20 protein-coding genes are annotated in these 24334 nt (G+C 55.2%); 10 read left to right on the top strand and 10 right to left on the bottom strand.

What is annotated here, in order from left to right; genetic code table 11:
* Positions 1–4 precede the first annotated feature (4 nt).
* The 4 genes from QO008_RS03685 to QO008_RS03670 are packed head-to-tail and all read left to right on the top strand — an operon-like array spanning position 5 to position 4008.
* On the top strand, positions 5–1369 hold the full coding sequence (locus QO008_RS03685; RefSeq protein ID WP_126466154.1) for an MATE family efflux transporter: 1365 nt from the start codon (positions 5–7) through the stop codon (positions 1367–1369).
* Entirely contained in the window at positions 1359–1946 is a 588-nt protein-coding gene (locus QO008_RS03680) for an MptD family putative ECF transporter S component (RefSeq protein ID WP_126466153.1), read from the top strand. Before QO008_RS03685 ends, QO008_RS03680 begins: the two co-directional genes overlap by 11 nt.
* Positions 1943–2629 carry an energy-coupling factor transporter transmembrane component T gene (locus QO008_RS03675; RefSeq protein ID WP_126466152.1) on the top strand — a complete coding sequence of 229 codons (687 nt, stop codon included), beginning with the start codon at positions 1943–1945 and terminating at the stop codon, positions 2627–2629. The genes QO008_RS03680 and QO008_RS03675 overlap by 4 nt, the downstream gene beginning before the upstream one ends.
* Positions 2623–4008 carry an ABC transporter ATP-binding protein gene (locus tag QO008_RS03670; protein WP_307384518.1) on the top strand — a complete coding sequence of 462 codons (1386 nt, stop codon included), beginning with the start codon at positions 2623–2625 and terminating at the stop codon, positions 4006–4008. Before QO008_RS03675 ends, QO008_RS03670 begins: the two co-directional genes overlap by 7 nt.
* A gap of 6 nt (positions 4009–4014) precedes the next feature.
* On the opposite strand, the gene QO008_RS03665 is transcribed toward QO008_RS03670, so the two are convergent.
* On the bottom strand, positions 4015–4809 hold the full coding sequence (locus QO008_RS03665; RefSeq protein ID WP_126466150.1) for a formate/nitrite transporter family protein: 795 nt from the start codon (positions 4807–4809) through the stop codon (positions 4015–4017).
* Positions 4810–4946: 137 nt separating this feature from the next.
* On the opposite strand from QO008_RS03665, the gene QO008_RS03660 reads away from it, so the two are divergent.
* The 4 genes from QO008_RS03660 to QO008_RS03645 all read left to right on the top strand — a co-directional run bounded on the left by QO008_RS03660 (position 4947) and on the right by QO008_RS03645 (position 9915).
* Positions 4947–5627 carry an ATP-binding cassette domain-containing protein gene (locus QO008_RS03660; protein ID WP_126466149.1) on the top strand — a complete coding sequence of 227 codons (681 nt, stop codon included), beginning with the start codon at positions 4947–4949 and terminating at the stop codon, positions 5625–5627.
* Entirely contained in the window at positions 5624–7186 is a 1563-nt protein-coding gene (locus tag QO008_RS03655) for a hypothetical protein (protein WP_307384514.1), read from the top strand. The genes QO008_RS03660 and QO008_RS03655 overlap by 4 nt, the downstream gene beginning before the upstream one ends.
* A gap of 385 nt (positions 7187–7571) precedes the next feature.
* Complete coding sequence (gene gdhA / locus QO008_RS03650) at positions 7572–8918, top strand: NADP-specific glutamate dehydrogenase (protein WP_126466147.1); 1347 nt, start codon at positions 7572–7574, stop codon at positions 8916–8918.
* A gap of 286 nt (positions 8919–9204) precedes the next feature.
* The gene (locus QO008_RS03645) at positions 9205–9915 is read left to right on the top strand and encodes a stalk domain-containing protein (RefSeq protein WP_164715258.1); all 711 of its coding nucleotides are present in this window, start codon (positions 9205–9207) and stop codon (positions 9913–9915) included.
* A gap of 37 nt (positions 9916–9952) precedes the next feature.
* Here the strand turns inward: QO008_RS03645 and QO008_RS03640 are convergent, their stop codons facing one another.
* The 3 genes from QO008_RS03640 to QO008_RS03630 are packed head-to-tail and all read right to left on the bottom strand — an operon-like array spanning position 9953 to position 13056.
* Positions 9953–12058, bottom strand: coding sequence for a stalk domain-containing protein (locus tag QO008_RS03640; RefSeq protein WP_307384510.1), 2106 nt, complete (start codon positions 12056–12058; stop codon positions 9953–9955).
* A 28-nt stretch (positions 12059–12086) separates the two neighbouring features.
* On the bottom strand, positions 12087–12638 hold the full coding sequence (locus QO008_RS03635) for an ImmA/IrrE family metallo-endopeptidase (RefSeq protein ID WP_126466144.1): 552 nt from the start codon (positions 12636–12638) through the stop codon (positions 12087–12089).
* Between the two features lies 1 nt (position 12639).
* Complete coding sequence (locus QO008_RS03630) at positions 12640–13056, bottom strand: helix-turn-helix domain-containing protein (protein WP_126466143.1); 417 nt, start codon at positions 13054–13056, stop codon at positions 12640–12642.
* A gap of 146 nt (positions 13057–13202) precedes the next feature.
* On the opposite strand from QO008_RS03630, the gene QO008_RS03625 reads away from it, so the two are divergent.
* Positions 13203–14435 (top strand): DNA polymerase Y family protein, encoded by a 1233-nt coding sequence (locus QO008_RS03625; protein WP_307384504.1) that lies wholly within the window; start codon positions 13203–13205, stop codon positions 14433–14435.
* A 743-nt stretch (positions 14436–15178) separates the two neighbouring features.
* On the opposite strand, the gene QO008_RS03620 is transcribed toward QO008_RS03625, so the two are convergent.
* From QO008_RS03620 to QO008_RS03595, 6 genes are all read right to left on the bottom strand, one after another.
* Positions 15179–16156, bottom strand: coding sequence for an ABC transporter ATP-binding protein (locus QO008_RS03620; RefSeq protein WP_126466141.1), 978 nt, complete (start codon positions 16154–16156; stop codon positions 15179–15181).
* Positions 16149–17156 (bottom strand): ABC transporter ATP-binding protein, encoded by a 1008-nt coding sequence (locus tag QO008_RS03615; RefSeq protein ID WP_307384500.1) that lies wholly within the window; start codon positions 17154–17156, stop codon positions 16149–16151. The genes QO008_RS03620 and QO008_RS03615 overlap by 8 nt, the downstream gene beginning before the upstream one ends.
* 8 nt (positions 17157–17164) lie before the next feature.
* Positions 17165–18118 (bottom strand): ABC transporter permease, encoded by a 954-nt coding sequence (locus QO008_RS03610; RefSeq protein WP_126466139.1) that lies wholly within the window; start codon positions 18116–18118, stop codon positions 17165–17167.
* Positions 18115–19044, bottom strand: a complete 930-nt coding sequence (locus tag QO008_RS03605; RefSeq protein WP_126466138.1) for an ABC transporter permease — start codon at positions 19042–19044, stop codon at positions 18115–18117. The genes QO008_RS03610 and QO008_RS03605 overlap by 4 nt, the downstream gene beginning before the upstream one ends.
* Positions 19045–19151: 107 nt before the next feature.
* Positions 19152–20831 carry a peptide ABC transporter substrate-binding protein gene (locus QO008_RS03600; RefSeq protein ID WP_307384496.1) on the bottom strand — a complete coding sequence of 560 codons (1680 nt, stop codon included), beginning with the start codon at positions 20829–20831 and terminating at the stop codon, positions 19152–19154.
* A gap of 348 nt (positions 20832–21179) precedes the next feature.
* On the bottom strand, positions 21180–22586 hold the full coding sequence (locus tag QO008_RS03595) for a protein adenylyltransferase SelO (protein WP_307384494.1): 1407 nt from the start codon (positions 22584–22586) through the stop codon (positions 21180–21182).
* Between the two features lie 73 nt (positions 22587–22659).
* Between QO008_RS03595 and rlmD the strand changes: the two genes are divergently transcribed.
* The gene (gene rlmD, locus QO008_RS03590) at positions 22660–24264 is read left to right on the top strand and encodes a 23S rRNA (uracil(1939)-C(5))-methyltransferase RlmD (RefSeq protein WP_307384491.1); all 1605 of its coding nucleotides are present in this window, start codon (positions 22660–22662) and stop codon (positions 24262–24264) included.
* The last annotated feature ends 70 nt before the right edge of the window (positions 24265–24334 follow it).

Genomic DNA, 24334 nt, shown 5'->3' with positions numbered 1-24334 from the left:
GCATATGGAAAAAACGATGAAAGAAAGACTGTTGGTCGACTCTCCGATTTCTCTCCTATTTCGTCTGTCGATTCCCGCTGTAATCGGCATGTTGGTGATCGGCCTATACCCGCTGATGGACGGCATTTTCGCGGGCCATATTATAGGGGAAGAAGCCATGACGGCTTGCGGTATTGCCTTGCCCATGACCTTTGTCAATAGCGGCATCTCTACGCTTTTGGGTGTAGGGAGTGCTTCGATCCTTTCTCGCGCACTGGGAAAGAAGGATCAGGAGACGATCGACGGCATTATGGGGAATCTTATTTTTTGGGTGCTTCTGTTTTCCGCGCTGATCACACTCGGCGGCGCACTGTTCGCACCCCTATTTCTCGAAGCAGTGGGCGCGAGCGGGGCGATCAAGCAGATGGGGATCCGCTATCTGCGGGTGCTATTTTTGGGGTCTGTATTCGTAAACTTTACCCAGTCCGCCAATATGGTGATGCGCGGCGAGGGTCTTATGAAGCGCGCTATGGGCATTATGGCATTGGGCGCTATCATCAATATCGCCCTGGACCCGATCCTGATGACGGCGATGGGAGACCATGCCGTGGAAGGGGCGGCGCTTGCGACGGTAATCGCCCAAGTCGTGCAAGCCACAATCACTCTTTATTATTTCCTCCATAAAAGCGAGACTGTGCAGATCCTAGGCATTCGCAGAAATGCCGCGATTGCCCGCGAAATGTTTGCGGTGGGCGCATCGGCGATGGTTATGCAACTCCTGTTTATGATCCAACAGACCCTATTGTATAAACAGGCTTTTGCTTATGGAGGAGACGCTTACGGAACGGTGATGGCCGCTACACTTCGAATCTATGCGTTTTCGTTTATACCGCTTTGGGGAATGAGCCAAGGTCTACAACCGGCGGCGGGGGCCAATTACGGCGCCAAACAATTCGAGCGCGTACGAAAACTCATGAAAGTATTTTGCTGGGGCGGTCTTTTGCTCGCCTTGGCGTTTTGGATCCCCGCGCAAGTTTTTGCGCCGCAAATCCTATCCGCCTTCAATGTGCAAACCGCTTTGCGCGCGACGGGCGCACAGAATTTTCGCATGTTTTATAGTGTGTTTCCTTTATATGGCGTGATGGTGATGACAATCACGTTTTTCCAAGCAATAGGGGACGGCAAAAAGGCGGGGATCTTGGTCCTATTGCGACAACTTATCGGCTTTGTGCCCGCCATGTTGATTCTGCCCAAAGTATTCGGGCCGAGCGCCGTATGGTGGGCAGAACCAGCGGTGGACGCCGTGGTGATCGTAGCGGGCCTATGGATGCAATATACTGCCCTCGTCCACATGGGACGAGAAGAACAAGGAGGAAAAAATGCGTGCTGAAGAAAAATTGTCCGTAAAGAATTTGGTAACCATCGGCGTCTTTAGCGTGGTCTACTTTGTGCTTATGTTCGGCATCGGTATGATGGGTATGGTACCGATTTTGTTTCTGATCTATCCCGCTGTCCTCGCTGTGGCGGCGGGCGTCGTCGTCATGCTTTTGATGGCAAAAATCCAAAAGCCCGGGGCACTATGGATCTTCGGCATGATTACGCCTCTCGTAATGTTTGCCATGGGACACACTTTTGTACTCCCCATACTGTCACTGGTGGTCGTCACTTTGGCGGAAGGCATTCGCCGCATCGGATTGTACCGCTCTTTTCGCTATAATATGCTTTCCTATGCGGTATTTTCCACTTGGATTTGCGGTTCGCTGATGCAGATGCTCCTCGCAAAAGAGCAATATATAGAGATGTCCATGATGATGGGCAAAGAATATGTGGAGATGCTCGAGCGGCTCATCACCTACCCCCATATGGCATTGGTCTATCTCGGTGCATTTTGCGGTGGCATCGTCGGCGCCTATATCGGACGTGCATTTTTGAAAAAGCACTTCCGTCGTGCGGGCATTGTCGAATGACGACGCGACTTCGACGGGGATGCAATCCGAACCCCATCAGCAAAATCATCGCCGTGATTCTTTTGGGCACCACCGTTGTGCGTTCCCTGCCCGATGTCTGTGCGTGGGGCGTTTTGTCGGTGATCTCTCTGTTTCTTTTTTTAAATGGCCAAAAGCGCACCGCCTTTCGGCAACTCTTGCTGTACGCGGTCCTATTCGGTCTGCCGGGGCTTTTTGCGTTATACCGCGCGCCTTTTGTCGTAAAGATGCTCCTATCCCTCCTGATGGTGATTCGCCTATTTTTTTTGCCTTTTGCGGCTGGAAAGTTTTTGATTCGCACTTCCGATGTGGGGAGCATTCTTTCGTCGATGGACGCGCTGCGGATTCCCGCTTCGGTCTCTATCCCCATTGCGGTAATCTTTCGATTTTTCCCCGCTTTTCGGGAAGAGAGAAGAAATATCCGAACGGCGATGCGGATTCGGGGCGTTTTGCAGGGCGCCCCGTGGCGGTATCCGGAATATGTGGCGGTGCCGCTATTGATCGCTTCTTCCGAGATCGCCGATGACATTGCCATGGCGGCAGAGGCAAAATGTATCGCCAATCCCGTGGCCAAGACGCGCTATACAAAAGTCGCCATCGGCGCGGCGGATCTATTGTATTTACTGCCTATCGTTTTATTTACCGTAGGAGGGTGGTTATGGTAGAAATCGAAAATCTTTCGCTCGCATATGCCCCCAAAACCCCTGTTCTCTCCGACATTTCTCTTTCGGTAAGAAAAGGGGAATGTCTATTGATTGCGGGAAAGAGCGGATCGGGAAAATCGTCTTTGATTCATGTATGTAATGGGTTGGCGGCAGAATTTTTGGGCGCAAAAATAGAGGGCAGTGTGCAAATCGGCACGAGAGATATCCAAGAGATGCCGATCTACGAAGTCGGGCAGATCGTATCCAGCGTATTTCAAAATCCCAAGACCCATTTTTTTAACGTAGACACCACCTTAGAACTCGTATTTTTTCTAGAAAACATAGGACTTTCCCGCGACGATATGCGAAAAAGGCTTGCGGATATGCTCGCTCTATTTCCGATTCGGCATTTGATGGACCGCGATATCTTCAAGCTCTCCGGCGGTGAAAAGCAAATCCTATGTGTTGCCGCCGCATACATCGCAGGCACCGAGGTCATCGTGTTCGACGAACCCACGGCCAATTTAGACGCGGACTATACAAGAGTGTTGGTGGAGATGCTCCGGCAGCTTAAAGAACAAAACGTCACGCTGATACTCGCAGAGCATCGAATGCACGATGTAGCAGCCCTCGCGGATCGCGTGCTGCTTTTAGAGGACGGGCGCGTCGATGCGGTTTTGGACCGAGATCGTTTTTGGGCTTTGGACGAGGATGTGCTCGGCGCAAAGGGCATACGAAGCCGAAAACGGCCTGTACTCGCATGTAAAAAACTGCCGGAGCGTGGCGCGCTCCATATACGGCAGCTTAAAATTTCGCTGGGAAAGAGACGCGGCATCGATATGCGCAATATGTTCTTTGAAAAGGGAAGGGTCTATGGCATCGTCGGCAGAAATGGTTGCGGCAAGTCTACATTTTTGCGGGCATTGATTGGCGTAGAGCGCACTTTGAAGGACGAGATTTTTTATGAAAACAAACGCCTTACCAAGACGGAGCGGATTGCGATGTCGGGCCTCGTAATGCAGGATGTGCACAGACAATTGTTTGCCGAGACGGTAGAAAAGGAAATCACATTGGGCGGTGCCTACGAGAAACAACGACTCGATCGGATTTTAGGAGAACTCGACCTCGAGCCGCTTCGCCTGAGACACCCGCATAGTCTATCCGGCGGCGAAAAACAACGCGTAGCCGTCGCAACGGCACTATACCGAGACGTTCCGTTGCTTTTTTTCGACGAGCCTACCTCGGGAATGGATTATGAGAATATGCTTAGGATTGCGGAGAGCATCGCCTGGGCGGCATCTTCCGAGCGGATTGTTTTTGTAGTCTCCCACGATATCGATTTTTTGAACATTGTCGCCGATGGGGTGGTCGATATGGAAGTGTATCAAATAGGGGAATAAGCGGAGCTAATCCCTATAGGATTTACAGCCGCCGTTCAGCCAGGCATAGGCGAGGCCGATCAGTACGCCGCCGCCGATGTAGTTGCCGAGCCAGGCGAAGAGCCATTGGCGGGCGGTATTCGCCGCGCTCAGTCCCGCCGCGCCCGCGCCGGAAAAGTATACGAGCGAAAAGGAGCCGAAGTTAGCGACGACGTGCTCCAGTCCCAAAAGCACAAACATTATGATCGGGGTGGCGACGCAGAGGATGCGCGCCGCCTCGTTTTTTACCGAAAGCCACGAGAGAATGGAGATATTGACGAAGACATTGGCGAGGACGCCCGAAAAGAAGAGCTCTGCGCTCGGTTTCGCGAGTTTTGCCGCCACGACCGCACCCGCCATGGCATCGGGCGCTGAAAAGGACGCGAGCACCGATGTCTGTGCGGCGAGGGTGCCCACGAGAATGGCCCCCGCGAGATTTCCGGCGGTGCACAGCGAGAGGATGCCGAGGGCGTGGGGCAGAGACACGGCGCGGCGATAGAGTCCCGCCGTCAGATACATCATATTGGAGGTGACGAGTTCGCCGTTTAGAAATAAGATATAGATCAGCCCCCAGCAAAAGACGAGGGGAAAGGCGAGGCGGCTCAGGGCGGGGTGGATGGCGGCGAGTAGATCGCCGGTCACAAAGCCCGCCAAGGTGGTAAGGGTCAAAAAGGCGCCGGCAAAGGCCGATCGCGTCAAATAGCGCAGGGGACTTTCAGAGAAGAGGGCCGCTTTTTTTGTGCAGGCGGCCTCGATATTTTGTGTCCAGGGGGTATGGGTCATGGTTTCCTCCTTATTTGTCATACGCCTTATTGTATCAAACGGGCGGGTCATTTGAATCTCGCCGCGCTTTTCGTTACAATAAAAAAATGAAATCAAGAAGAGATTGATTTGCAAAAGGAACGAAACGGAGGCGCAATATGGAACTGATCATCGACGCAATCGACAAATCCTTCGGAGACAACCAGGTGCTCCGAGGCGCGAGCGCGCGGTTTTCGGCGGGAAAGATTTACGGCATCCTGGGCAGAAACGGGGCGGGAAAGACGACGTTATTCGACCTGATCAGCGGCAAAAAGCCTTATGACGCGGGCGGCATTTCCATAGAAGAAGACGGAAAGCGGCGCGAAATCGTAGACGGAGACGTGTTTTATATGGTGGCGGATCCGCAATTTCCGAACTTTTTAACCGGGCGGGAATTTATCCGCTTATATCTCGACCTCTACGGCCGGCGGGAGGATGCGGATGCGCTCTTTGACTACGCGGAAATCGACGAAAAGAATCGGGATATGCTGATTCAGCACTATTCGCTGGGCACCAAGAACAAACTGCAGATGCTGATGTTTTTGTTGACCGCGCCCCGGGTGATTCTGATGGACGAGCCTTTGACGAGTCTCGACGTGGTGATTCAGCAAAAGATCAAAGAGGTCCTTAAGGATCTAAAACGCGATCGAGTGGTCCTATTTTCCACCCATATCGTCGCCCTGGCAAAGGATTTGTGCGACGAAGCGGTTTTGATCCAAGGGAAAAAGCTGGTCGAGACGGATTCGGACTTTTTGCGCGCATCCGCCGGCGAGCGCCTCTTGGCGAAGCGGTTGTCATGATGTTCCGCCTGCTCGTATTCCTCTACCGCCGGCGGGTGTTGGAGCGGGTGAATACGATCCTCTACAAACTGCGGGATCTCCCCCTCCTCGGCAGCAAAAAGAACCGCTATGGCTACGGCGACATAAAACGGGTGCTCTTGTTCCTCGGCGTTCCCTTCGAAATCTTGTGGGCGTTCATTCGGCGGATCTTCGCCTGGGGATGGGTCACCATCTTCGCCGCCTTACCCGCTTATTTTCTGAAGCGGCAAATTACGCCGGCGTTTCTCCTCCCCGCGGTGGTGTGGCTGTATCTCGTCGTGCGCTTTTTCCGCTCGCGCTTTATGGGGATGGGCGACGAACTCTACGCGCTCTCCAATTACTTCCGCATCTCGCCCAAGCGGCGCATGCGATCGGTCTATATCGCCGAGACAATCCTTCTATTTTGTGGGGATGCCGTGGTGGCGACAATTGCGGGAAAGATCGCCTTTAACGACGGGCCGTCGGGCGCTGCCTTTGCGCTCATGCTCGCGGCCGCCATGCAGACGGGCGAGGCGTGTTCGCTCTTGGTATTTCGAAAAAAACCACGAAGTATGGCGCCAGTGCTCCTCGAGCTCTCTCTTTTGGCGGGCATTTTGTGGACGCATTATGCGGTGGGGCTTACGCTTCCCGCGGGCTTTTTCAAGACCGGGGCCGTGGTCGCGGCGATCGCCCTCGCCCTGTCTACCGCTTATCTCCTGAAGTTTTCTCGGTATAGCAAGTATCTGCCCTGGCTGGATAAGGACTGGCAGGAAGTGTTCGATGCGGAGAATATAGAGCGGGCAGCATTTCGAGAATCCGCCCGGGCGGACGATGTGCGGGATGTGCCCGTGAGCGGGGCCTTCGGCGGGGCGGAGCTCAACCGCTTGTTCTTTTTGCGCCACGGCAAGAAGCGCAGAAAACGCGTGCGCGCGGCATTGGTCTTTCTGCTGGCGGCGACACTGTTTGTGCACGCGGCGCCGGCGATATTTTCGCGCTTTCCCGTGGGGTATGAACTGCTCTATGGAGCGATTTGCTTAGTGCCGTTTTTCGGTGCGATGTTTTTCTTCGACGAGGACTTTTTGCGGGCCTGCTTTTCGGGTTGCGACCTGCCCCTCTTGTACTACGGCATGTATAAAGAGGGCGATCTCTTACGGGCCGTCTTTCGCGGGCGCGAGCGATCGCTTTTGCTCGAAAACCTGCCGGTCCTGATCGCCCTCTGGGCGGGGCTGTGTTCCATCGCCGTCCGCTGGCGCCTTTCCATCGATGCCTATCTCTTCGCCCTGGTGGTGCCCGCGCTCGTGCTCCTGTTCTTTGTGCGGCACCTGCTCTTTAGCTATCTGTATTTTCAGCCCTTTACCGAAAGCGGGAAGACACGGCGCACCTCCTATCGCGTCCTCTTCAACTTTACCATTGCCCTCTCCTATGCGATCTTTGCCATCCGGCCAAAGGGTCCTGTGCTCGTGGGCGCGCTCCCCGTGCTTACGCTATTGTATGTTCTCGTGACGGGGTATCTCGCAAAGAAGCGGGGCAAAACGCGCTTTGTCATTCGCCGCGACGGGTAGGAAAAGTGGATCGAAAGGCTTTCACGAATTTTGAAAAAATGCATAGAATTCCCCGCTTTATCGGACAAAAAGACGCTTTTTTTCAGCGTCTTTTTGTATGGACGCAAAGAATGAAAACGCAGGGGCGGGAAAACGGTGCATTTTAACGCAAAACGCCGATGCGCCCCTCAAACACCGAAATTCAGCCGTATAAGATGGGTAGGAAAAAAGAAAATCTTCATGGAAATATCATTTCCTTTGTGTTATGATGGATTCGCCGGGGAAGAGGATGCCGGCAAAAATTATGCAGTTTTGGCTGCCCTATAATTTTTCGCTCGCAGGAAATCCTTTGCTCCGCTTACGAAGACTTTTAGAGTCTACTTATTTTCTTTAAGGAGGAATATGCATGAGCTATCTCGATAGTGTAATCGAAAGAGTAAAAGAAAGACACGGTAGCGAACCGGAATTCGTACAAACCGTCGAAGAAGTACTCGGTTCTTTGAAACCGGTTATCGACCAACACCCTGAATACGAAAAGGTCGACCTTCTCGGACGCATGGTTGAACCGGACCGTATGTTCAGCTTCCGCGTGGTATGGCAAGATGATGAAGGCCAATACCACACCAACATCGGCTACCGCGTACAATTTAACGGCGCACTTGGGCCGTACAAGGGCGGTATCCGCTTCCACCCGACCGTAAACCAATCCGTCGTTAAATTCCTCGGTTTTGAACAATGCTTCAAGAACTCCATGACCGGTCTGCCCATCGGCGGCGGCAAGGGCGGCAGTGACTTCGACCCCCGCGGAAAGAGCGACGACGAAATCATGCGTTTCTGCCAAAGCTTTATCTCCGCACTCTATCGCTACATCGGTCCCGACACCGACGTTCCGGCAGGGGACATGGGCGTAGGCGCAAGAGAAGTAGGCTTTATGTACGGTCAATACCGTCGCCTCAGAGGTAAATTCGAAAACGGCGTATTCACCGGTAAGGGCTTCTCCTACGGTGGATCCCGCGTTCGTCCCGAAGCAACCGGTTACGGTGCCGTTTACTACCTCTTGAACGTACTCGACCACTTCGGCGAAGACATCAAGGACAAGAAGATCGCTATCTCCGGTTTCGGTAACGTCGCTTGGGGTCTCTGCAAGAAGGTACAACAACTCGGCGGTAAGGTCGTAACCCTCGCAGGTCCCGACGGATACATCTACGATCCCGACGGAATCAGCACCGAAGAAAAAGTGGAATACATGCTCGAAATGCGTGCTTCCGGTCGCGACAAGGTACAAGATTACGCAGACAAATTCGGCGTAGAATTCTTCCCGGGAGAAAAACCCTGGATCAACGCAGAATACGACATCGCTATGCCGGCTGCTTACCAAAACGAAATCACTATCGAAGAAGCCAAAGCCATGGTAGAAAAGGGATTGGAATACTACATCGAAGTAGCAAACATGCCTACCACCAACGAAGCTTTGAACTACCTGATGGAAAACGTCAAGGTCGTCGCTCCTTCCAAGGCTGTTAACGCAGGCGGCGTTGCCGGTTCCGCATTGGAAATGAGCCAAAACAGCTTACGTCTGAGCTGGCAAGCAGAAGAAGTCGACAAACAACTGAAACAAATCATCGACAACATCTATCAAATGTCCGTAGACGCTGCCGAAGAATACGGTTTGGGCTACAACCTCGTTGCAGGTGCCAACATCGCCGGATTCGTTCGCTTGGCAGACGCTATGATGGCACAAGGTGTAATCTAAGTCGAAAACAAAAAAAGAGGCTGCGGCCTCTTTTTTTGTGTCGATTTGTAGAGATCAAAAAGCCCGCGACATATGTCGCGGGCTTTTTGGATGGGCGCGAGGCACGGGGCATTCTGTGATTGCATGGTAGCCGAGTAGCGTGACGCGGCGTTTTGCGGCACAAATGGCTTCTTGTGGCAAATATAACCGTTTTGTATATCCTGTCATCAAAATGCTTTCGGATTGTTACCGCTATGTCATCACCTTTTGCAGCGGCTTTGGTAAAATACATTTGAGGAGGAATGGTATGAAGAGAATAGTACTGGTCCTGCTCCTTCTGTTTGCCCTCGCGGGCAAGGTCCATGCCGCCGATGCGAACGGCGCGGTCTCGGGCTATATGCACCGGGTGCCCTACCGTGGGGAGGAAAATATCCTCCTGCGCGACGACATCGGCTATGTGGCGAGCCATGTGATCGAAAAGGCCTACTCCGCCAAGTTGCGGATGGAGGAAGGCCGTGTGGTACTTACCGGAAAGGACACCATGATCAGCCTGCCCACATCGGGTACGGGGGGCAGCGTAAACGGTGTGCTTCTGGACCGTAAGGTCGGCGCCCGCATCGAAGCGGGTAAGGTGTATCTGCCGGTGCGGGCGATCGCCGAGATCTTTGGCGATCGGGTAGAGTGGGATCCGGATGCGCGGGTGATTCTCGTCGAAGAGACGAAGACGCCCGTCAAACACAACTACTACCACCGCGGATTTCGCTTTTCGCTCTTCGGCGAACGATCTTTGATCGAGCGGATCCAATTTCGCAAGGGGAAGGGCGGCATCGACATCTATATCGACGGTCGCTATGGCGGCGAGATTGTAATCGCAGACGCCCCCGAAATCCGGTCGACGGAAGGCTTTTTGTTGGACTACAAACACGGAAAATACTATGAGTACAGACGAAGTGCAGCATTGCCTCGTGAAATACAAACTCCCTTGGAAGCGCTCCTTATGACTTTCGAGAGGCAATAAAAAACTCGGCGCAAGCCGAGTTTTTTCGTGTCTTCTTTTACGGGCGGTCGTAAATCGAGACCGAGCGTTCTACGGGATCGTAGTAGACTTCCATGCCCAGCCCTTCGGTCACAAAGCGCAGGGGAATCATGGTGCGGTCGGTGGCGATATAGGCGCCCACATCCCAGGTGACGGGATTGCCGTCGATGGCGGGTGCCGTACCGTCGGTGGGAAGCGTGATGCGGCGTCCCTTGTAAAAGACCGTCGCGATGCGGCTTTCTTGGTTCCAATCGACCTCTGCGCCAAAGGATTCCATCACAAAGCGCAGGGGCACCATGGTGCGGTCGTGCTTAATGACGGGCACGGCATCCATCGTCTTCGCCTCGCCGTCTACGATGTAGCGATTCTTGCCGGGTACCATCTTCACCTTGCGGTAGCCGGGGCTTTCGAGGAGCACCTGCGCCCTGTGTTTGCCGAAGGTGGCCGTTACGGCGCCGTAGGCGCGGCCCGCCAGATCCGATACGTCGAATACGGCGGCGGGGGGCTGTACGCCGGCGCCGGGCAGCTTCCAGGAATCCGTGTCTACAGTTACGTCGATATTTTCCGCCGTCCACTCGATCTGTGCGGGATCCAGGGCGATCTGCCGTCCCGCCTTGGTCTTGCCGGCGGGGAAGACGACGAGCCGGTCGCCGCGTCGTTCGTGTTTCGCCGTAAATCCGGCGAGGGCATGGGGACTCTGTACGTCTACCGCGAGGCGCGCTTCTACGCCCGATTCGGTGGTGAGTACGACCTCCGTATTGCCTTCTTGGGGCGAGAGGAAGCGGCTGTATACCCAGGCACCGGGGCCAAAGGCGGTATCGGTGAGGCTATAGCCCACATGGTTCGGGTCGACGGGGTGGAAGTAGCTGTCCCACGCCTTGGCGAGGCCGTAGGTCGCCACCTCGCCCCGCACCACATGGCGCGGACCCGAGATCTCGGCGCCCGCCAGAGGACCGGCGGGGGCGCGGTTCATGACGCCGATTGCATTGGTGATCTTTCTCTGTGCGTCGCCCTTTTCCGGCCGGGCGATCACGGTATTTTGAAAGTCGCCGTGGCCCCGCGCCACCATGGTGGTGGAACCGCCGCCGTCGAGATTGATCGCCCGATCACAGCCCAATGCCGCCGCGGTGGCCGCCCATTCCGCCAGGCGCATGCCCGGCGTCTTGGCGCTTCGGCCTTCGGTGGCAAAGAGCCAGACGGTCTTTCCGTCGGCTGAGATCCCCGCCGCACTGCGGGCGCGGCGCCCGTCGATGGCGGCGGCATCTAAGGTGTAGACCAAAGGCGTGCCGTTTTTTACGAGCATGGCGTGGCCGCCGATCAAAAAGCGCCAGTTGCGATCCGGCGACAGGCGGTAATCCAGCTTGAGGCGGCGACCCGTGCGCACGTGCTTGCGGACAAATTCCTTGGCCCTACCGTTTACCTGCAGTATGTATTTGCCCTTGGGCACCGCCATGGCAAGGGGGCGATCCAGCGAAATCTTCTCTACCACAAAATCTTCGGACACCATTACCTCGCCGCTTCCCGCCAGTCCGCGAGAAACCGAGGTCCAAAAGTCGTTGTAGAGCTGAATGCTGTCCTTGTGCGACGGCACCTGCGTGTGGTTGATGATATAGTCGGTCTTGTTCAGGCCGCTAATGGGATAGCTCGCCCCGTCTTCGGCATAGGCCCCGCCCGAGAAGGTAAAGGATTCGATATGCCCCTTGCGGTTCGCGTCCACGCCGAAGCCGAACAGGCCGATCGATTCCAGCGGCGAGGACTGCAGCTTACCGCCGATCACCGAGGGGCCGAAGGGCGCGCCCTGCTTCGACATATTGAAGAAGTCGCCGTTGATGGCGCCGTAAGCGTCCGACCGATCCGCCATGCCGGATACACTGTCGCGCCGGGTATAGCCGCCGGGGCCGGTGAGCACCTCGAGATCCGCATAGGGATTGGCGAGATCCACCCGCAGCACGTCGACGATATGGCGGCGTCCGCCCACCTTCGCCTCCATCTCCAGGCGCGTGACACCGGGAGAGACCTCGGCGCGCCCCTTTTCGGTGACAGAAGCCGCCTGCGCTGCCTGCGGCAAACAGAGCACGCAGAGGAGGATCGCCGCCACCAGAGAATTGCGTAAAATTCGTTCCATCATTGCCTCGCTTTCTTGTTCGTTGCGCCTATATATCCGTCCGGGCGTTTTGCGCATCCCGCCCGTCGATCTTCGAAAAAAACCCCGCGTCGGCGATTTCGTCGAAGGGCAGATCGTAGCCCATGCGCTGCATTTCGTTCAGCTTAAAGATCATCAGATTCACGTCGACAAAACAGGCGCGCGCCATATCCCCGTAGGAATAGCCGCGCTTCGCCATCTCGTAGACCTTCTCGTCTTCGAGGAGCAGATGGGCGGAAAAAATATTCGCCTCGAGCTCCATCTCGCCGGTGAGGTGAAAGAGCGTGTACTCGACCAGTTCCGCCCGGGCGGCGTAGTCCCGGTGGTACAAGTGGTGGCCCAACTCGTGGGCGAAGACCATGCGCAGGATCGATTCGTCCACGGCGTCGTTGTAAAATACGAAAGCATTTCGAAGAATCACCTTATACATACCCAAGACCTTCGTCGAGGTGCGCATCGGAAGAAGCGTTACGCCCCGTTCCTCGAGAATTCTGCGGGGATCGGCGCCGTAGCGCGCCCGAAGCGCCGTCGCATCCTCGTAGAGGCGTCTATACATCGACATATTACACCTCGTCGTCCTTTCGATAGGCCTTCGGGGTGTATTTTTTGTTTTCGAGCTTTGCCCGAAAATACGCCTCTTGGATCGTCTCGAACACCGCCTGCTTGTCCGCTTCGTCGAGACGGCCCCCAGCAAAGAGCCCCACCACCCCTTCTACCAGCTCCTGCGCCTCCCGGGCGCCCTTATTTCCGTGGCGAGAGCGCGCCTCCAACACAAAGGCGTCCTCGTCGGTGAGGAGATAATTCTTCGGCACCTCGAAAATCCGCGCCAAATCGTCGTAGACCGACGCATAGCGCGGGCGCAATCCGCCGGTTTCGTAATTCGACACCGTGCGCAAAGACACCCCCAGCGCCTTCGCCAACTCCTTTTGGGTCATATTTCGTTCCGCCCGCAGGGCCTTTAATTTTTCTCCGAAGATCATAGATCCCTCCCTTATGAAATTAAATTGCGTATTTCTGTATAAAATCCTTGAAACAGGAAATTAGATTGCGTATTATAAGAGTAACACGAAACTCAGGTGCGTAAATCGTACCGCTGATTGCGCATTTTGTCAAGAAAGGAAGGGTTATGGAACGCGTCATTCTTCATTCGGATATGAATAACTGCTACGCCTCGATCGAAGCCATGCACGACCCCTCGCTGAAAGGCAAGCCCATCGTCGTGGGCGGGAGCGAGGCACAGCGCCAGGGCATCGTCCTCGCCAAATCCCAGGAGGCGAAGGCATTCGGCGTAAAGACCGGCGAGGCGCTGTGGCAGGCGCGGCAGAAGTGCCCCAATCTAATCGTCGTAGCGCCCCACTACGAATGGTATCTCGACGCCTCCCGAAAGGCGCGGGCGATCTACTACGACTACACCAATCAGGTGGAGCCCTTCGGTCTCGACGAGTGCTGGCTCGACGTCACCGGATCTCAGCATCTTTTCGGCACGGGCGAAGAGATCGCCCACACCATTCGAAAGCGCATCAAGCGCGAAATGGGGATCACCGTATCGGTGGGGGTGAGCTTTACCAAGACCTTCGCCAAACTCGGGAGCGATCTCAAAAAGCCCGACGCCGTCACCGTCATCAGCCGCATCAACTATCCCCTTACCGTGCGGCCGCTCGCGGTCGATGCCATGATCGGGATCGGCAGAAAGACCAAAGAGAAATTAAACCGCATCGGCATCTTTACCCTGGGCGATCTCGCCGACACCTCGCCCCATATTCTCCAAAAGCGCCTGGGCATCGTCGGCGTCGCCCTCTGGAAAAAGGCATCGGGCCTCGAGGATGCGGCGGTGGCGGATCGGGATGCGCGCGTGCCCGTAAAAAGTGTGGGAAAGGGGAGCACCCTACCGGCGGATCTTGTGCGGCCGGTGGAAGTGCGGCGCATCTTTCAGATCCTTTCCACGAGCGTCTCCCGCCGCCTGCGGGAATACGGACTCCGCGCCCGAAGCGTGGAAGTGCACGTACGCGACAACGCCCTTTTAAGCCGCAGCTTTCAGGGGCCGCTTCCCTACCCCGGGCAAGCGGCGGCGCTCCTTTCCGACGGCGCCTACGCCCTCTTTCAGAAAAAATACGAATGGGACAAGCCCGTGCGCGCCCTTACCCTGCGCGCCATCGACCTTTCGCCCGAGACCGAGGCCCTGCAGACCGACTTCTTTTCCTGCTGGGAACTACGGCGGAACGAGGAAAATCTCGATCGCGCCCTCCATAGCATCCGCGCCCGCTGGGGGAAAGACGCCGTGGGCTATTGCGGCGCCTCCTGCATGGCACTGAGCACCCATGCCGAAAGTGAATTTATGCCGTGGAGCCATGGGATATAGGGGGGTACATTGTCATCTCCAGGGAAAGAGATGCTTCGACTCGGAATGACAAGAGGGGGAGGTCACGCGTTCCGGCAAGGGCTATTGAGAAATTCTTCCTTGTCATCCTGAGCGAGAAGCTATGCTTCGAGCCGGGCCGCTACGTTAGCCAAATCGAAGATTTGGACTGCGCGGCTTCTGACCTACGACGAAATCGAAGATTTCTGTTAGGTCATGAATGGATCTCCGTAAGCTATTGCGGGTCGACGGGTTGTATGGTGCCTACTGCGTGATGTGTTGCTTGGGGCAATATGTAGGGAAAGAGATCTTTCGACGCGGGGCTTCGCCCCTTGCTCAAGATGACAGGTGGGGGAGAGTCGCGCCGAGGCATGCTGCCCACACTGCTATTGCTAATTTTTACTTGTCATCCTGAGCGAGAAGCTGTGCTTCGAGTCGAACGGATCTCGAGCTTGCTATTGCGGGTCGACGGGTTGCATGGTGCCTATTGCGTGTCTTAGTGTTTGAGGCAAAAGAAGGGGCGTGTCATGCGTATCGGCACCGGCCTCTCCGTTCATTTTTTCTAGGGAAAGAGATTCTTCGACTCGGAATTAAAATTCCTCGCTCAGAATGACAATGGGGGTGGTCGTGCGTTTCTGCATCGGCTTCTTTGCGGACTTTATATAGGGAAAGAGATCTTTCGACGCGGGGCGGTTGCGCCCATACAAAAAGCAAGGGCTGCGGTGCCCTTGCTTTCTTTGTTTTTTTTATCCCAGTATATCTTTGTTGATCTCCCGCACTTTGAAGCAGGCGACATATTGTCCCGGCAGCACTTCTTCCATATCGGGGTCTCGGCCGCGGCAACTGTCGTCGCCGTAGGGGCAGCGGTCCACGAAGCGGCAACCCGGCTGCATATTGATGGGGCTGGGTACGTCGCCTTCGAGTTCGATCTGCACCCGCTTGCGCTGTTCTTCGGGATCCGCGATGGGAATGGCGGAAAGAAGCGCCTTGGTGTAGGGATGCAGGGGACGGCTGTAAAATTCTTCGGTCGTCCCCACTTCCATAAGGTGGCCCAGATACATTACCGCCACGCGGTCGGAGATATAGCGCACCATCGAGAGGTCGTGGGCGATAAAGAGGAGGGTGAGGCCCAGCTCTTTTTGCACGTCCTTTAAGAGATTGACGACCTGCGCCTGTATGGACACATCGAGCGCGGAGATGGGTTCGTCGCAAATGATGAATTTGGGGCGCAGGGCCAGGGAACGGGCGATGCCGATCCGCTGTCTTTGCCCGCCGCTAAATTCGTGGGGAAAGCGCTGGGTGTGTTCCGCGCTCAGCCCGACGAGTTCCAAGAGTTCCACCACGCGCGCTCTGCGCTCTTTGCGGTTTCCGATGCCGTAGATGACGAGGGGTTCCGACACGATTTCCTCGACGGTCATGCGCGGGTCCAAGGAGGCGTAGGGGTCCTGAAAGATCATCTGCATATCTTTGCGGAGGGCCTTCATCTTTTTGTCGTCGTATTGGAAGATGTCTTCGCCTTCGAAGATCGCCTCGCCCGCGGTGGGGGTATAGAGCCGCAGTATGGTGCGGCCGGCGGTGGATTTTCCGCAGCCGCTTTCGCCCACCAGGCCGAAGGTCTCGCCCTTATAGATGTCGAAGTTCAGGCCGTCGACAGCTTGTAGGTAGCCGCCTTCGACCCGAAAGTGTTTCGAAAGGTTGCGGATTTGGAGTAGGGGTTCATTCATGGCTAACCTCCTTCGCCTTCGGGTAGGAAGGATGGTACTTCCAGCAACGGCAGCTGTGGTCGCCGCCGTGGTGATAAAATGCGGGCATATGCTCTTCGCAGATGCGCATGGCCTCGGAACAGCGGTCGAAGAAACCGCAGCCCATGGGCGGCTTGTAGAGATCCGGCGGCGTGCCTTCTATGGCGTGCAAGGTCTCTTCGCGGTCCATGGTCAGTTGCGGCACCGCGCCCAACAACCGGACGGTATAGGGGTGCTGGGGCGCCTGAAAGATCTCGTCCACGTTGCCCCGCTCGATCACCTGTCCCGCATACATCACGATGACGTCATCCGCCATATCGGCCACGACGCCCAGGTCGTGAGTGATCATAATGATGGAGGTATCCATATCGTCTTTGAGTTTTTTCATCAGCTTTAGGATCTGCGCCTGTACGGTGACGTCCAGCGCCGTGGTGGGCTCGTCCGCGATCAACAGTTGCGGTCGGGAAGCCATGGCGATGGCGATCATTACCCGCTGACGCATACCGCCGCTGAATTCGTGGGGGTATTGGTCGACGCGCTTTTCGGGATTGGGGACCGACACCTTCTTTAGCATATCGATGGCGAGTTCGCGGCCCTCTTCCTTCGAAATATTTTTGTGGCGCTTTACCCCTTCGACGATCTGATCGCCCACTTTCATGGTGGGGTTTAAGCTGGTCATCGGGTCTTGAAAGACCATCGAGATTTGGTTGCCGCGCACGCCGGTCATCTCTTCTTCGGTTTTTTGCAAGAGGTCTTCGCCGTTAAAGAGGACCTTGCCCGATTTATAGAGCGCGGGGGGCTGGGGCAAAAGCCGCATAATCGAGTTTGCCGTGACGCTCTTTCCGCAGCCGCTTTCGCCGACGATGGCGAGGGTTTTGCCGCGCTCCACATTAAAGGAGACATCGCGCACGGCCTCGACTTCGCCGAAGAAGGTCGCGAAGGATACGGAAAGTTCCTGTATTTCCAGTATATTTTGAGTCACTTGCCTACCTACTTTCTAAGTCTCGGGTCGAGTGCGTCCCGCAGACCGTCGCCCAACACATTAAAGGAGAACATAATGAGAGAAATCATCAGCGCCGGGAAAAAGATCTGATAGAATAACCCGATGCCCATAACGCCGAGCCCGTCGTTGGAGAGCACGCCCAAAGACGGTTGGGGCGGTTGCAGTCCCAAACTCATAAAGCTCAGGGTCGCCTCCGAAAAGATCGCCCGGGGCACGGTAAGGGTAATGTTGACGAGGATGGGGCCCAATGTATTGGGGATAATGTGATTTTTTAGAATATAGCCGTTGTCCGCGCCCAAGGAACGCGATGCCGTTACATACTCATTTTCCCGAAGCTGGAGCACCTGCCCCCGCACCATAATCGCCATCGGCACCCAGCCGGTGATACTCATGGCGAGGACCAGGGTAAAGAGGCTCGCGCCCTGTTCGCTGGAAAACATGACGGAAATTAAGATGACGATCAGCAAGTAGGGAATGGCATAGACCACCTCGGCGATCCGCATCATGATATTGTCCACGCGCGCGCTCGCCATACCGGCGATCCCGCCGTAGGTCACGCCGACGACAAAGTCCATCGCCGCCGCCAAAATCCCGATCAAGAGGGAATAGCGAATCCCGTAGCACACCCGGGTAAAGAGGTCGCGGCCCAATTCGTCGGTGCCGAAGAGGTTTTCGGCACTGGGGGCCATATTAATCTTGGTATAGTCTTGGGACGCGTAGTCGTAGCCCACGATGGCGGGGCCGACAAAGGCGAGGATCAAGAGGAGGAGGATGGTAATCAGCCCCACCATGGCGAGTTTGTTTTGGCGCAGGCGACGGAACACGTCGGCCCAGTAGCCGATCACCGGGCGGGTAATGCGCTCCCTGTTTTCATCTTTGACCGCCGGCGCAAACAAAGAGGGGTCGACGGCGGTGCGGTTGAAGTTGTCTTTTTGCATCATCGTTTCCCTCCCGTCAATTGGATCCGCGGGTCAATGACCACATACAGAATGTCGACGATCAAGAGCAGCACGATCAACACCGCCGAGTAAAAGATCGTTGTCCCCATAATCAGCGTATAGTCCCGATTGGTGATGGAGGAGATTAGGAAACTGCCCAAACCGGGCACGCCGAAGATCTTTTCGATGACAAACGAGCCCGTCAACAGCCCCGAAAGGGTGGTGCCCAAGGTCGAGACCACCGGCAGAATGGCGTTTCGCACCGCGTGATTCATAATCACCTTAAATTGCGACAATCCCTTGGAGCGCGCTGTGCGAATGTAGTCCTGGCCCAGCACCTCGAGCATCGAAGAGCGCATCAGCCGCGCGCTAGATGCCATGGGCATCAGCGCCAAGGCCAGGGAAGGCAGAATGCTGTGGCGAAATTCTCCCCACCCGCTAATGGGAAGCCAGGCGACGTTTTTCGCCACAAACTGCACCAGCAGCGTCGCAAAGATAAAGCTCGGCACCGAAATCCCGATAATCGCGATAATCATAGTGACATAGTCGGGCCACTTGTTCTGGTACAAGGCGGCGATGCTCCCGAGGGCCGGGCCCAAAATCATGGCGACGACAAAGGCCTGCAGCCCGATTTGCGCCGATACCGGTGCGCCTCTTCGAATCATTTGGTTGACGGTTTCCGCCTGGGATTTCATGGACTGGCCGAAGTCCCCGCGGACGATATTTTTCAGATAAATGACGTATTGCTCCGCCAGAGGCTTGTCCAAGCCGTACTGTGCGCGCAGGTTTTCATACACCCGCTCGGGCATTTTGCCCTCTTTGGCAAAGGGATCGCCCGGGATCGAGTGCATCATTACAAAGGTGATGGTGATGATTACCCACATGGTGGCGATGGCCATGAGCAATCTCCGCAACACAAACTTTTTCATGTTCTGTCCTTTCTAATCGAACGAATTGGGGCCGATACACAGAATAGAGAGAACCGCCCTGCGGCTCTCTCTATTTGTATATGCCTGTCATGCAATTTCCATGCCTCTTACTTCGCCTCGATATCCGCGTAGGTAAAGATGGGGTAGAAGAGGATCGGCTTATAGACGCCGGTGACATTGGCCTTTTGCAATCTGGGTTGCGTGTAGAAGTAGATGGGGATGATCGGCATGTCTTCGACCATAATCTTTTCGGCCGCCTTCATGCTGTCCATGCGCACCTTTTGGTCTCCGGTTTCCGCCGCCTTCTTCAGATTTTCATCGAATTCGGTGTTGGCGTATTTGGAGTCGTTTTGGGGATTGTCCGAAACAAAGGTATCGAGCATGGTGTTCGGGTCCTTGTAGTCTCCCGACCAACCGGCACGTGCGATCTCGAAGTTGCCGGAAGAACGGTTGTCCAACAGAACTTGGAACTCCATATTTTCCACATTGATCTCTACGCCGAGATTCTTCTTCCACATGGCCTGTACGGCTTGGGCGATCTTCTTGTGACCTTCGTCCGTATTGTAGGAAAGGGTGACGTTCTTTAGGTCCTCGACCGTCATATTTTCTTCCTTCAGACCCTTTTCGAGGAGTTCCTTTGCCTTAGCCACATCTTCCGTAATCAGATTGCCGTTGGCTTCGCGGAAGTCCTTGCCCGCATCGTCGTCCAAGCCGAAGGGCACAATGCCTTCTGCGGGAATCTCGCCGCCTTGGGTGATGTTTTCGACGAGGGTCTTTCTGTCCAGTGCGAGGGAAAGCGCCTTGCGGATATTGGGGTTGTTGAAGGGTTTTTTGGTCGTGTTGAATTCGTAGTAGTAGAGCCCGATTTCCTTGGCGAGTTGTAGTTCGGGATCCTTGCCCTGTACCGCTTTGGCGGTGACTGCGGGCGCGGGTTTGATCAATACGTCGTACTCGCCGCCTTCGTATTTGGAGTAAGCGGTGTTGTCGTCTTCGAGGATGTCGAAGTAAATGCCGTCGAGCTTTACATTGTCCGCGTCGAAGAAGTTTTCGTTCTTGACGAGCTGAATGTTTTCGTTGTGGTTCCACTCGGTAATCTTAAAGGCGCCGTTGGAGACGAATTCCGTACCTTGGGGGTTCTTTGCCCAGTCGGGATTTTCGGAGACGACCTTTTCGTTTACGGGGTAGAGGGTGTAGAACGCGGTAATGTCCAAGAAATAGGGGGTGGGGCTCTTCAGTTCCACTTGCAGGGTCTTGTCGTCCAATGCCTTAATGCCGACATCGTCGATAGAGCCTTCGCCGTTAAAGTATTCTTCCGCACCCTTTACATAAGTAGTAATTTGGAAGGAATAGTCCGAAGCCAGTTCGGGGTCGATGACGCGCTTCCAGGCGAATTCGAAATCCTTGGCGGTTAAAGGATCGCCGTTAGACCATTTGAGGCCGTCCTTTAAGGTAAAGGTGATCGTCTTGCCGTCTTCGCTGATGTCATAGGATTCCGCCTGCGCGGGGACCAATTCGTCCTTTTCGTTGTAGCGCATCAGGCCCGAGAACGCGTGTTGCAGCACAAACGATTCGTGCGTACCCTTGGCGATGGCCGGGTCTAAGCTGCCGGGTTCCGATTTATTGTTGGTGCGCAAAATCTTTTCGCCGCCGGCGGACGATGCACCTTCGGTGGTTTTGGTGTTTCCTGTATTGTTTGCGGTCGCATTCTTTCCGCCGCCGCCACAAGCAGCGAGCAATAAAACGCTTGCAAGGACAATAGACAGTAAACGTACTTTGTGATTTCTCATATTCTCCTCCTTCTAATATTGCCTGGCAATATTGTCTATACACAGATTTTACAAACCCGTGTATACTGCTTCATATTATAATATAATACATTACTTTAGTAAACCAAAATAACGACATTGTCGTTCTAAATTTTAGAAGATGGTAATTTTTGAGTGGTGAAATTTTCCCCTTCCGGGGCACCGATTGCGGTTGGATAATAAAAATTGCAAACAAAGCAGGGGTTCTGTAAAAAATATAGCGGCGCACCGCCCCTATTGCCGCGGAAAAGATTAAATATCTTAAAATGAGAAAACGATTCGCCCTTCGAAAATCGGCACAAAAAAATCCTCCCGCAGGGAGGATCGGCATCAGGTGCCGCAAAATGTCGTATACCCCGGGATCGTCGGCGCGTCTCGGTACGCCAACTGCGCTTCGCTATGGGCATAGGGGTCTTGTAAGAGTTCGACGAATTCGAAGAGAAAATCCGTATCGCCGATCTCCGCCTCGCGAATCGCCCGCTCCACCAAATAGTTGCGCGGCCAAATCGCCGGGTTGTGGCGCCGGCGTATCGCCTCGCCCTCGGCACCCGTTTCGGCAAAGATCGCATCGGCCAAGGCGAGAAAGGCCTCGGAGGAGAGGTCTCGGCGGTCGTTGTGGGTGAGCCGCAAAAACGCCTCGCCGTAGTCCATGGTTTCTCGCTGCAAGAGGGCGAGAAAATCCGACACATACTTTCGCGCCGTATCGGTGTCTTCCTGAAAACCGAGCTTCTTCGCCATCTCCTCGTAATACGCCGCTTGAAAGCCGTGGGCATAGGCTTCGAGCGCGCGGGTCTTCTTTTCCTTTGCCGCCTCCGGATCGTCGTCCAAGAGCGGGGCGACGGCATCGCCCAAAATATCGAGATTATAGACCCCGATCTGCCCCTGGTTTTCGTAGCGATAGCGGCCGAAGTGGTCGATCGAGCTGAACTTCGCCGCCGGGTCGAACACGTCGAGAAAGGCGCAGGGCCCGTAGTCGATTGTCTCGCCCGAGATCGTCATATTGTCGGTGTTCATCACCCCGTGCACAAAGCCCGCCGCCATCCACTTCGCGATCAGCCTCGCCTGGCGCTCGCATACCCGCACCAGCCACCGGGCGGGGCCGTCCTCAGCATCGGCCAAATCGGGATCGTGGCGCAGAGCCGCGTAGCGCCACAGCGTTTCTACGTGCTGAGCGTCCCGCGACGCCGCCCATTCAAAGGTACCCACCCGCAAATGGCTCTTTGCCACGCGCGTAAGCACCGCCCCGTCTTCCCGGCGGGTGCGCTGAATATACTGCCCCGTCGTCACCACCGCCAGCGCCCGGGTGGTGGGAATGCCGAGCCCGTGCATCCCCTCTCCCAAAATATATTCCCGTAGCATCGGCCCCAGCGCCGCGCGCCCGTCGCCGCCGCGCGAAAAGGGCGTCTTGCCCGCGCCCTTGAGCTGCAAATCGTAGCGATCCCCGGACGGCGTAATCTGCTCGCCCAAAAGGAGCGCCCGCCCGTCGCCGAGCATCGTCTGGTAGCCGAACTGGTGGCCCATATACGCCATCGCGATCGAAGACGCCCCCACAGGCATGGCATTGCCCGAAAGATAGCGGATCCCCTCGTCCGAAAAAAGCGCATCCGAAAGGCCCAGATCCCGCGCCAAATCGCGATTTCCGATCAAAAGCGCGGGCGCCGGAGCGGGGGTGGGCGCCACCGTTCTATAAAAATCCGAGGGCAGTCGTTCGTAACTATTGTCGAAATGAAAGTTCATATTGCACCGTCCGTTTCTCGGAAAAAATGGCTGTCTTTAATGGTATAATACCCTTTCAAGGAGGAGGAGACCCATGGCAAAAAAGAACACACAAGGCATCGTAGAAGAAAGAACATTCCCCAATCGCGGCAAAGTGCGGCTCGAAGACGGCACCGTCGCCCTCGTTAAAGGCGGCATCCCCGGGCAGAAAGTCGCCGTGCGCATCACCCGAAATCGCAGAGATCACAAAAAAGGAAAAATCACAGACGTCCTCGCCCTCGCCCCCGTGGAACAGGCGCCGGATTGTCCCCACGCGCCCGTCTGCGGCGGTTGCACCTACCAGACCCTCTCCTACGAAGAGGAATCCCGCATGAAACAGTCCATGCTCGAAACACTCTACGGCCGCGCCGTTCCCTACACCCCGTCGCCCCGTACCTACCACTACCGCAACAAAATGGAGTACACCTTCGGCGACGAAGAAAAAGACGGCCCCCTCACCCTGGGTCTGCACCACAAGCGCGGATTTTACGACATCGTCTCCACCGACGGTTGTCTTTTGGTGCCCGCAGATATGGAAAAAATTCGCGCCGCAACCGAAGCTCACTTCCGCGCCCTGGGCGTCGACAAATACCACCGCATGCGCCACGAAGGCACCCTGCGCTTTCTCGTCGTGCGCCACGCAAGACATACGGACAGCTATCTCGTAAACCTCGTCACCACATCCGAAGCCGTCGACGAAGACGCCTTTGTCGACATGCTCCTGCATCTGCCCTTGCAGGGCGAAATCAAAAGCATCTACCACACCATATCCGACGATTGGGCAGATGCCATAAAACCCGAAGTCGTGCGCCATCTCTACGGCGATACGAGCATTCGCGAGCGCATGCTCGATTTGGACTTTCAGATCGGCCCCTTTTCCTTCTTTCAACCCAATCCCGATACCGCCGCCATCCTTTACCAAAAGGCGCGCGAACTGGCAGGCCGGGAAAAGGGCGTCGTCTACGACCTCTATTCCGGCACCGGCACCATCGGCCAAATCCTCGCCAAAGAGGCGAAAAAAGTCATCGGCATCGAACTCGTACCCGAAGCCGTCGACGACGCCAATTGTTCGGCTAAAGAAAACGGCATCGACAACGCGCAATTCCTCGCCGGCGACGTCCTCGCCCTCGTCGACACCCTATCCGATCGGCCCGATCTCCTCGTCGTCGATCCGCCCCGCGACGGCATACACCCCAAAGCCATCGAAAAACTCAAACAACTCGACGCCCCCCGCATCCTCTACATCAGCTGCAACCCCGTCACCCAAAAGCGCGACATCGACATCTTCGCCGCGGCGGGTTATGCCGTCGAACACCTGGAGGCCGTCGATCAGTTTCCGCGCACCGTACATGTGGAGACGGTAGCTCTATTGTCCAAACTAAACACAGAACATCATTTAGATATAGAAATAGGGGAAGATGAATTATCTGAAATTGACTTTTCAAAAGAGGCAACTTATGGAGAAATTAAAAAGTATGTGTTAGATAAATACGGGTTAAAAGTATCATGCCTATATATTGCACAAGTAAAAAGGAAACACGGTCTAATAGAAAGAGAAAACTACAATATTAGCAAGAAAGAAAATCAAAGAGTACCAAATTGTCCAGAAGAAAAAGAAAAAGCAATAGAAAATGCTTTAGAGTATTTTGGAATGATTTAAAAAAATAATGCCTCAGATTAGATTCTGAGGTTATTTTTTGCTCGTTTTAAAGCAGTAAATCGTATAATTG

Origin of the sequence: Aedoeadaptatus ivorii (assembly GCF_030815095.1) — a bacterium.
Classification (GTDB): domain Bacteria; phylum Bacillota; class Clostridia; order Tissierellales; family Peptoniphilaceae; genus Aedoeadaptatus; species Aedoeadaptatus ivorii.
Note: the sequence above shows the minus strand (reverse complement) of the source record. Positions and strands in the feature narration are given on the sequence as shown.

What these genes read in the sequence shown, in the direction of transcription:
- QO008_RS03685 (WP_126466154.1), top strand. Translation starts at nt 5, where the DNA reads ATGGAAAAAACGATGAAAGAAAGACTGTTGGTCGACTCTCCGATTTCT.
- QO008_RS03680 (WP_126466153.1), top strand. Translation starts at nt 1,359, where the DNA reads ATGCGTGCTGAAGAAAAATTGTCCGTAAAGAATTTGGTAACCATCGGC.
- QO008_RS03675 (WP_126466152.1), top strand. Translation starts at nt 1,943, where the DNA reads ATGACGACGCGACTTCGACGGGGATGCAATCCGAACCCCATCAGCAAA.
- QO008_RS03670 (WP_307384518.1), top strand. Translation starts at nt 2,623, where the DNA reads ATGGTAGAAATCGAAAATCTTTCGCTCGCATATGCCCCCAAAACCCCT.
- QO008_RS03665 (WP_126466150.1), bottom strand. Translation starts at nt 4,809, where the DNA reads ATGACCCATACCCCCTGGACACAAAATATCGAGGCCGCCTGCACAAAA.
- QO008_RS03660 (WP_126466149.1), top strand. Translation starts at nt 4,947, where the DNA reads ATGGAACTGATCATCGACGCAATCGACAAATCCTTCGGAGACAACCAG.
- QO008_RS03655 (WP_307384514.1), top strand. Translation starts at nt 5,624, where the DNA reads ATGATGTTCCGCCTGCTCGTATTCCTCTACCGCCGGCGGGTGTTGGAG.
- gdhA (WP_126466147.1), top strand. Translation starts at nt 7,572, where the DNA reads ATGAGCTATCTCGATAGTGTAATCGAAAGAGTAAAAGAAAGACACGGT.
- QO008_RS03645 (WP_164715258.1), top strand. Translation starts at nt 9,205, where the DNA reads ATGAAGAGAATAGTACTGGTCCTGCTCCTTCTGTTTGCCCTCGCGGGC.
- QO008_RS03640 (WP_307384510.1), bottom strand. Translation starts at nt 12,058, where the DNA reads ATGGAACGAATTTTACGCAATTCTCTGGTGGCGGCGATCCTCCTCTGC.
- QO008_RS03635 (WP_126466144.1), bottom strand. Translation starts at nt 12,638, where the DNA reads ATGTCGATGTATAGACGCCTCTACGAGGATGCGACGGCGCTTCGGGCG.
- QO008_RS03630 (WP_126466143.1), bottom strand. Translation starts at nt 13,056, where the DNA reads ATGATCTTCGGAGAAAAATTAAAGGCCCTGCGGGCGGAACGAAATATG.
- QO008_RS03625 (WP_307384504.1), top strand. Translation starts at nt 13,203, where the DNA reads ATGGAACGCGTCATTCTTCATTCGGATATGAATAACTGCTACGCCTCG.
- QO008_RS03620 (WP_126466141.1), bottom strand. Translation starts at nt 16,156, where the DNA reads ATGAATGAACCCCTACTCCAAATCCGCAACCTTTCGAAACACTTTCGG.
- QO008_RS03610 (WP_126466139.1), bottom strand. Translation starts at nt 18,118, where the DNA reads ATGATGCAAAAAGACAACTTCAACCGCACCGCCGTCGACCCCTCTTTG.
- QO008_RS03605 (WP_126466138.1), bottom strand. Translation starts at nt 19,044, where the DNA reads ATGAAAAAGTTTGTGTTGCGGAGATTGCTCATGGCCATCGCCACCATG.
- QO008_RS03600 (WP_307384496.1), bottom strand. Translation starts at nt 20,831, where the DNA reads ATGAGAAATCACAAAGTACGTTTACTGTCTATTGTCCTTGCAAGCGTT.
- QO008_RS03595 (WP_307384494.1), bottom strand. Translation starts at nt 22,586, where the DNA reads ATGAACTTTCATTTCGACAATAGTTACGAACGACTGCCCTCGGATTTT.
- rlmD (WP_307384491.1), top strand. Translation starts at nt 22,660, where the DNA reads ATGGCAAAAAAGAACACACAAGGCATCGTAGAAGAAAGAACATTCCCC.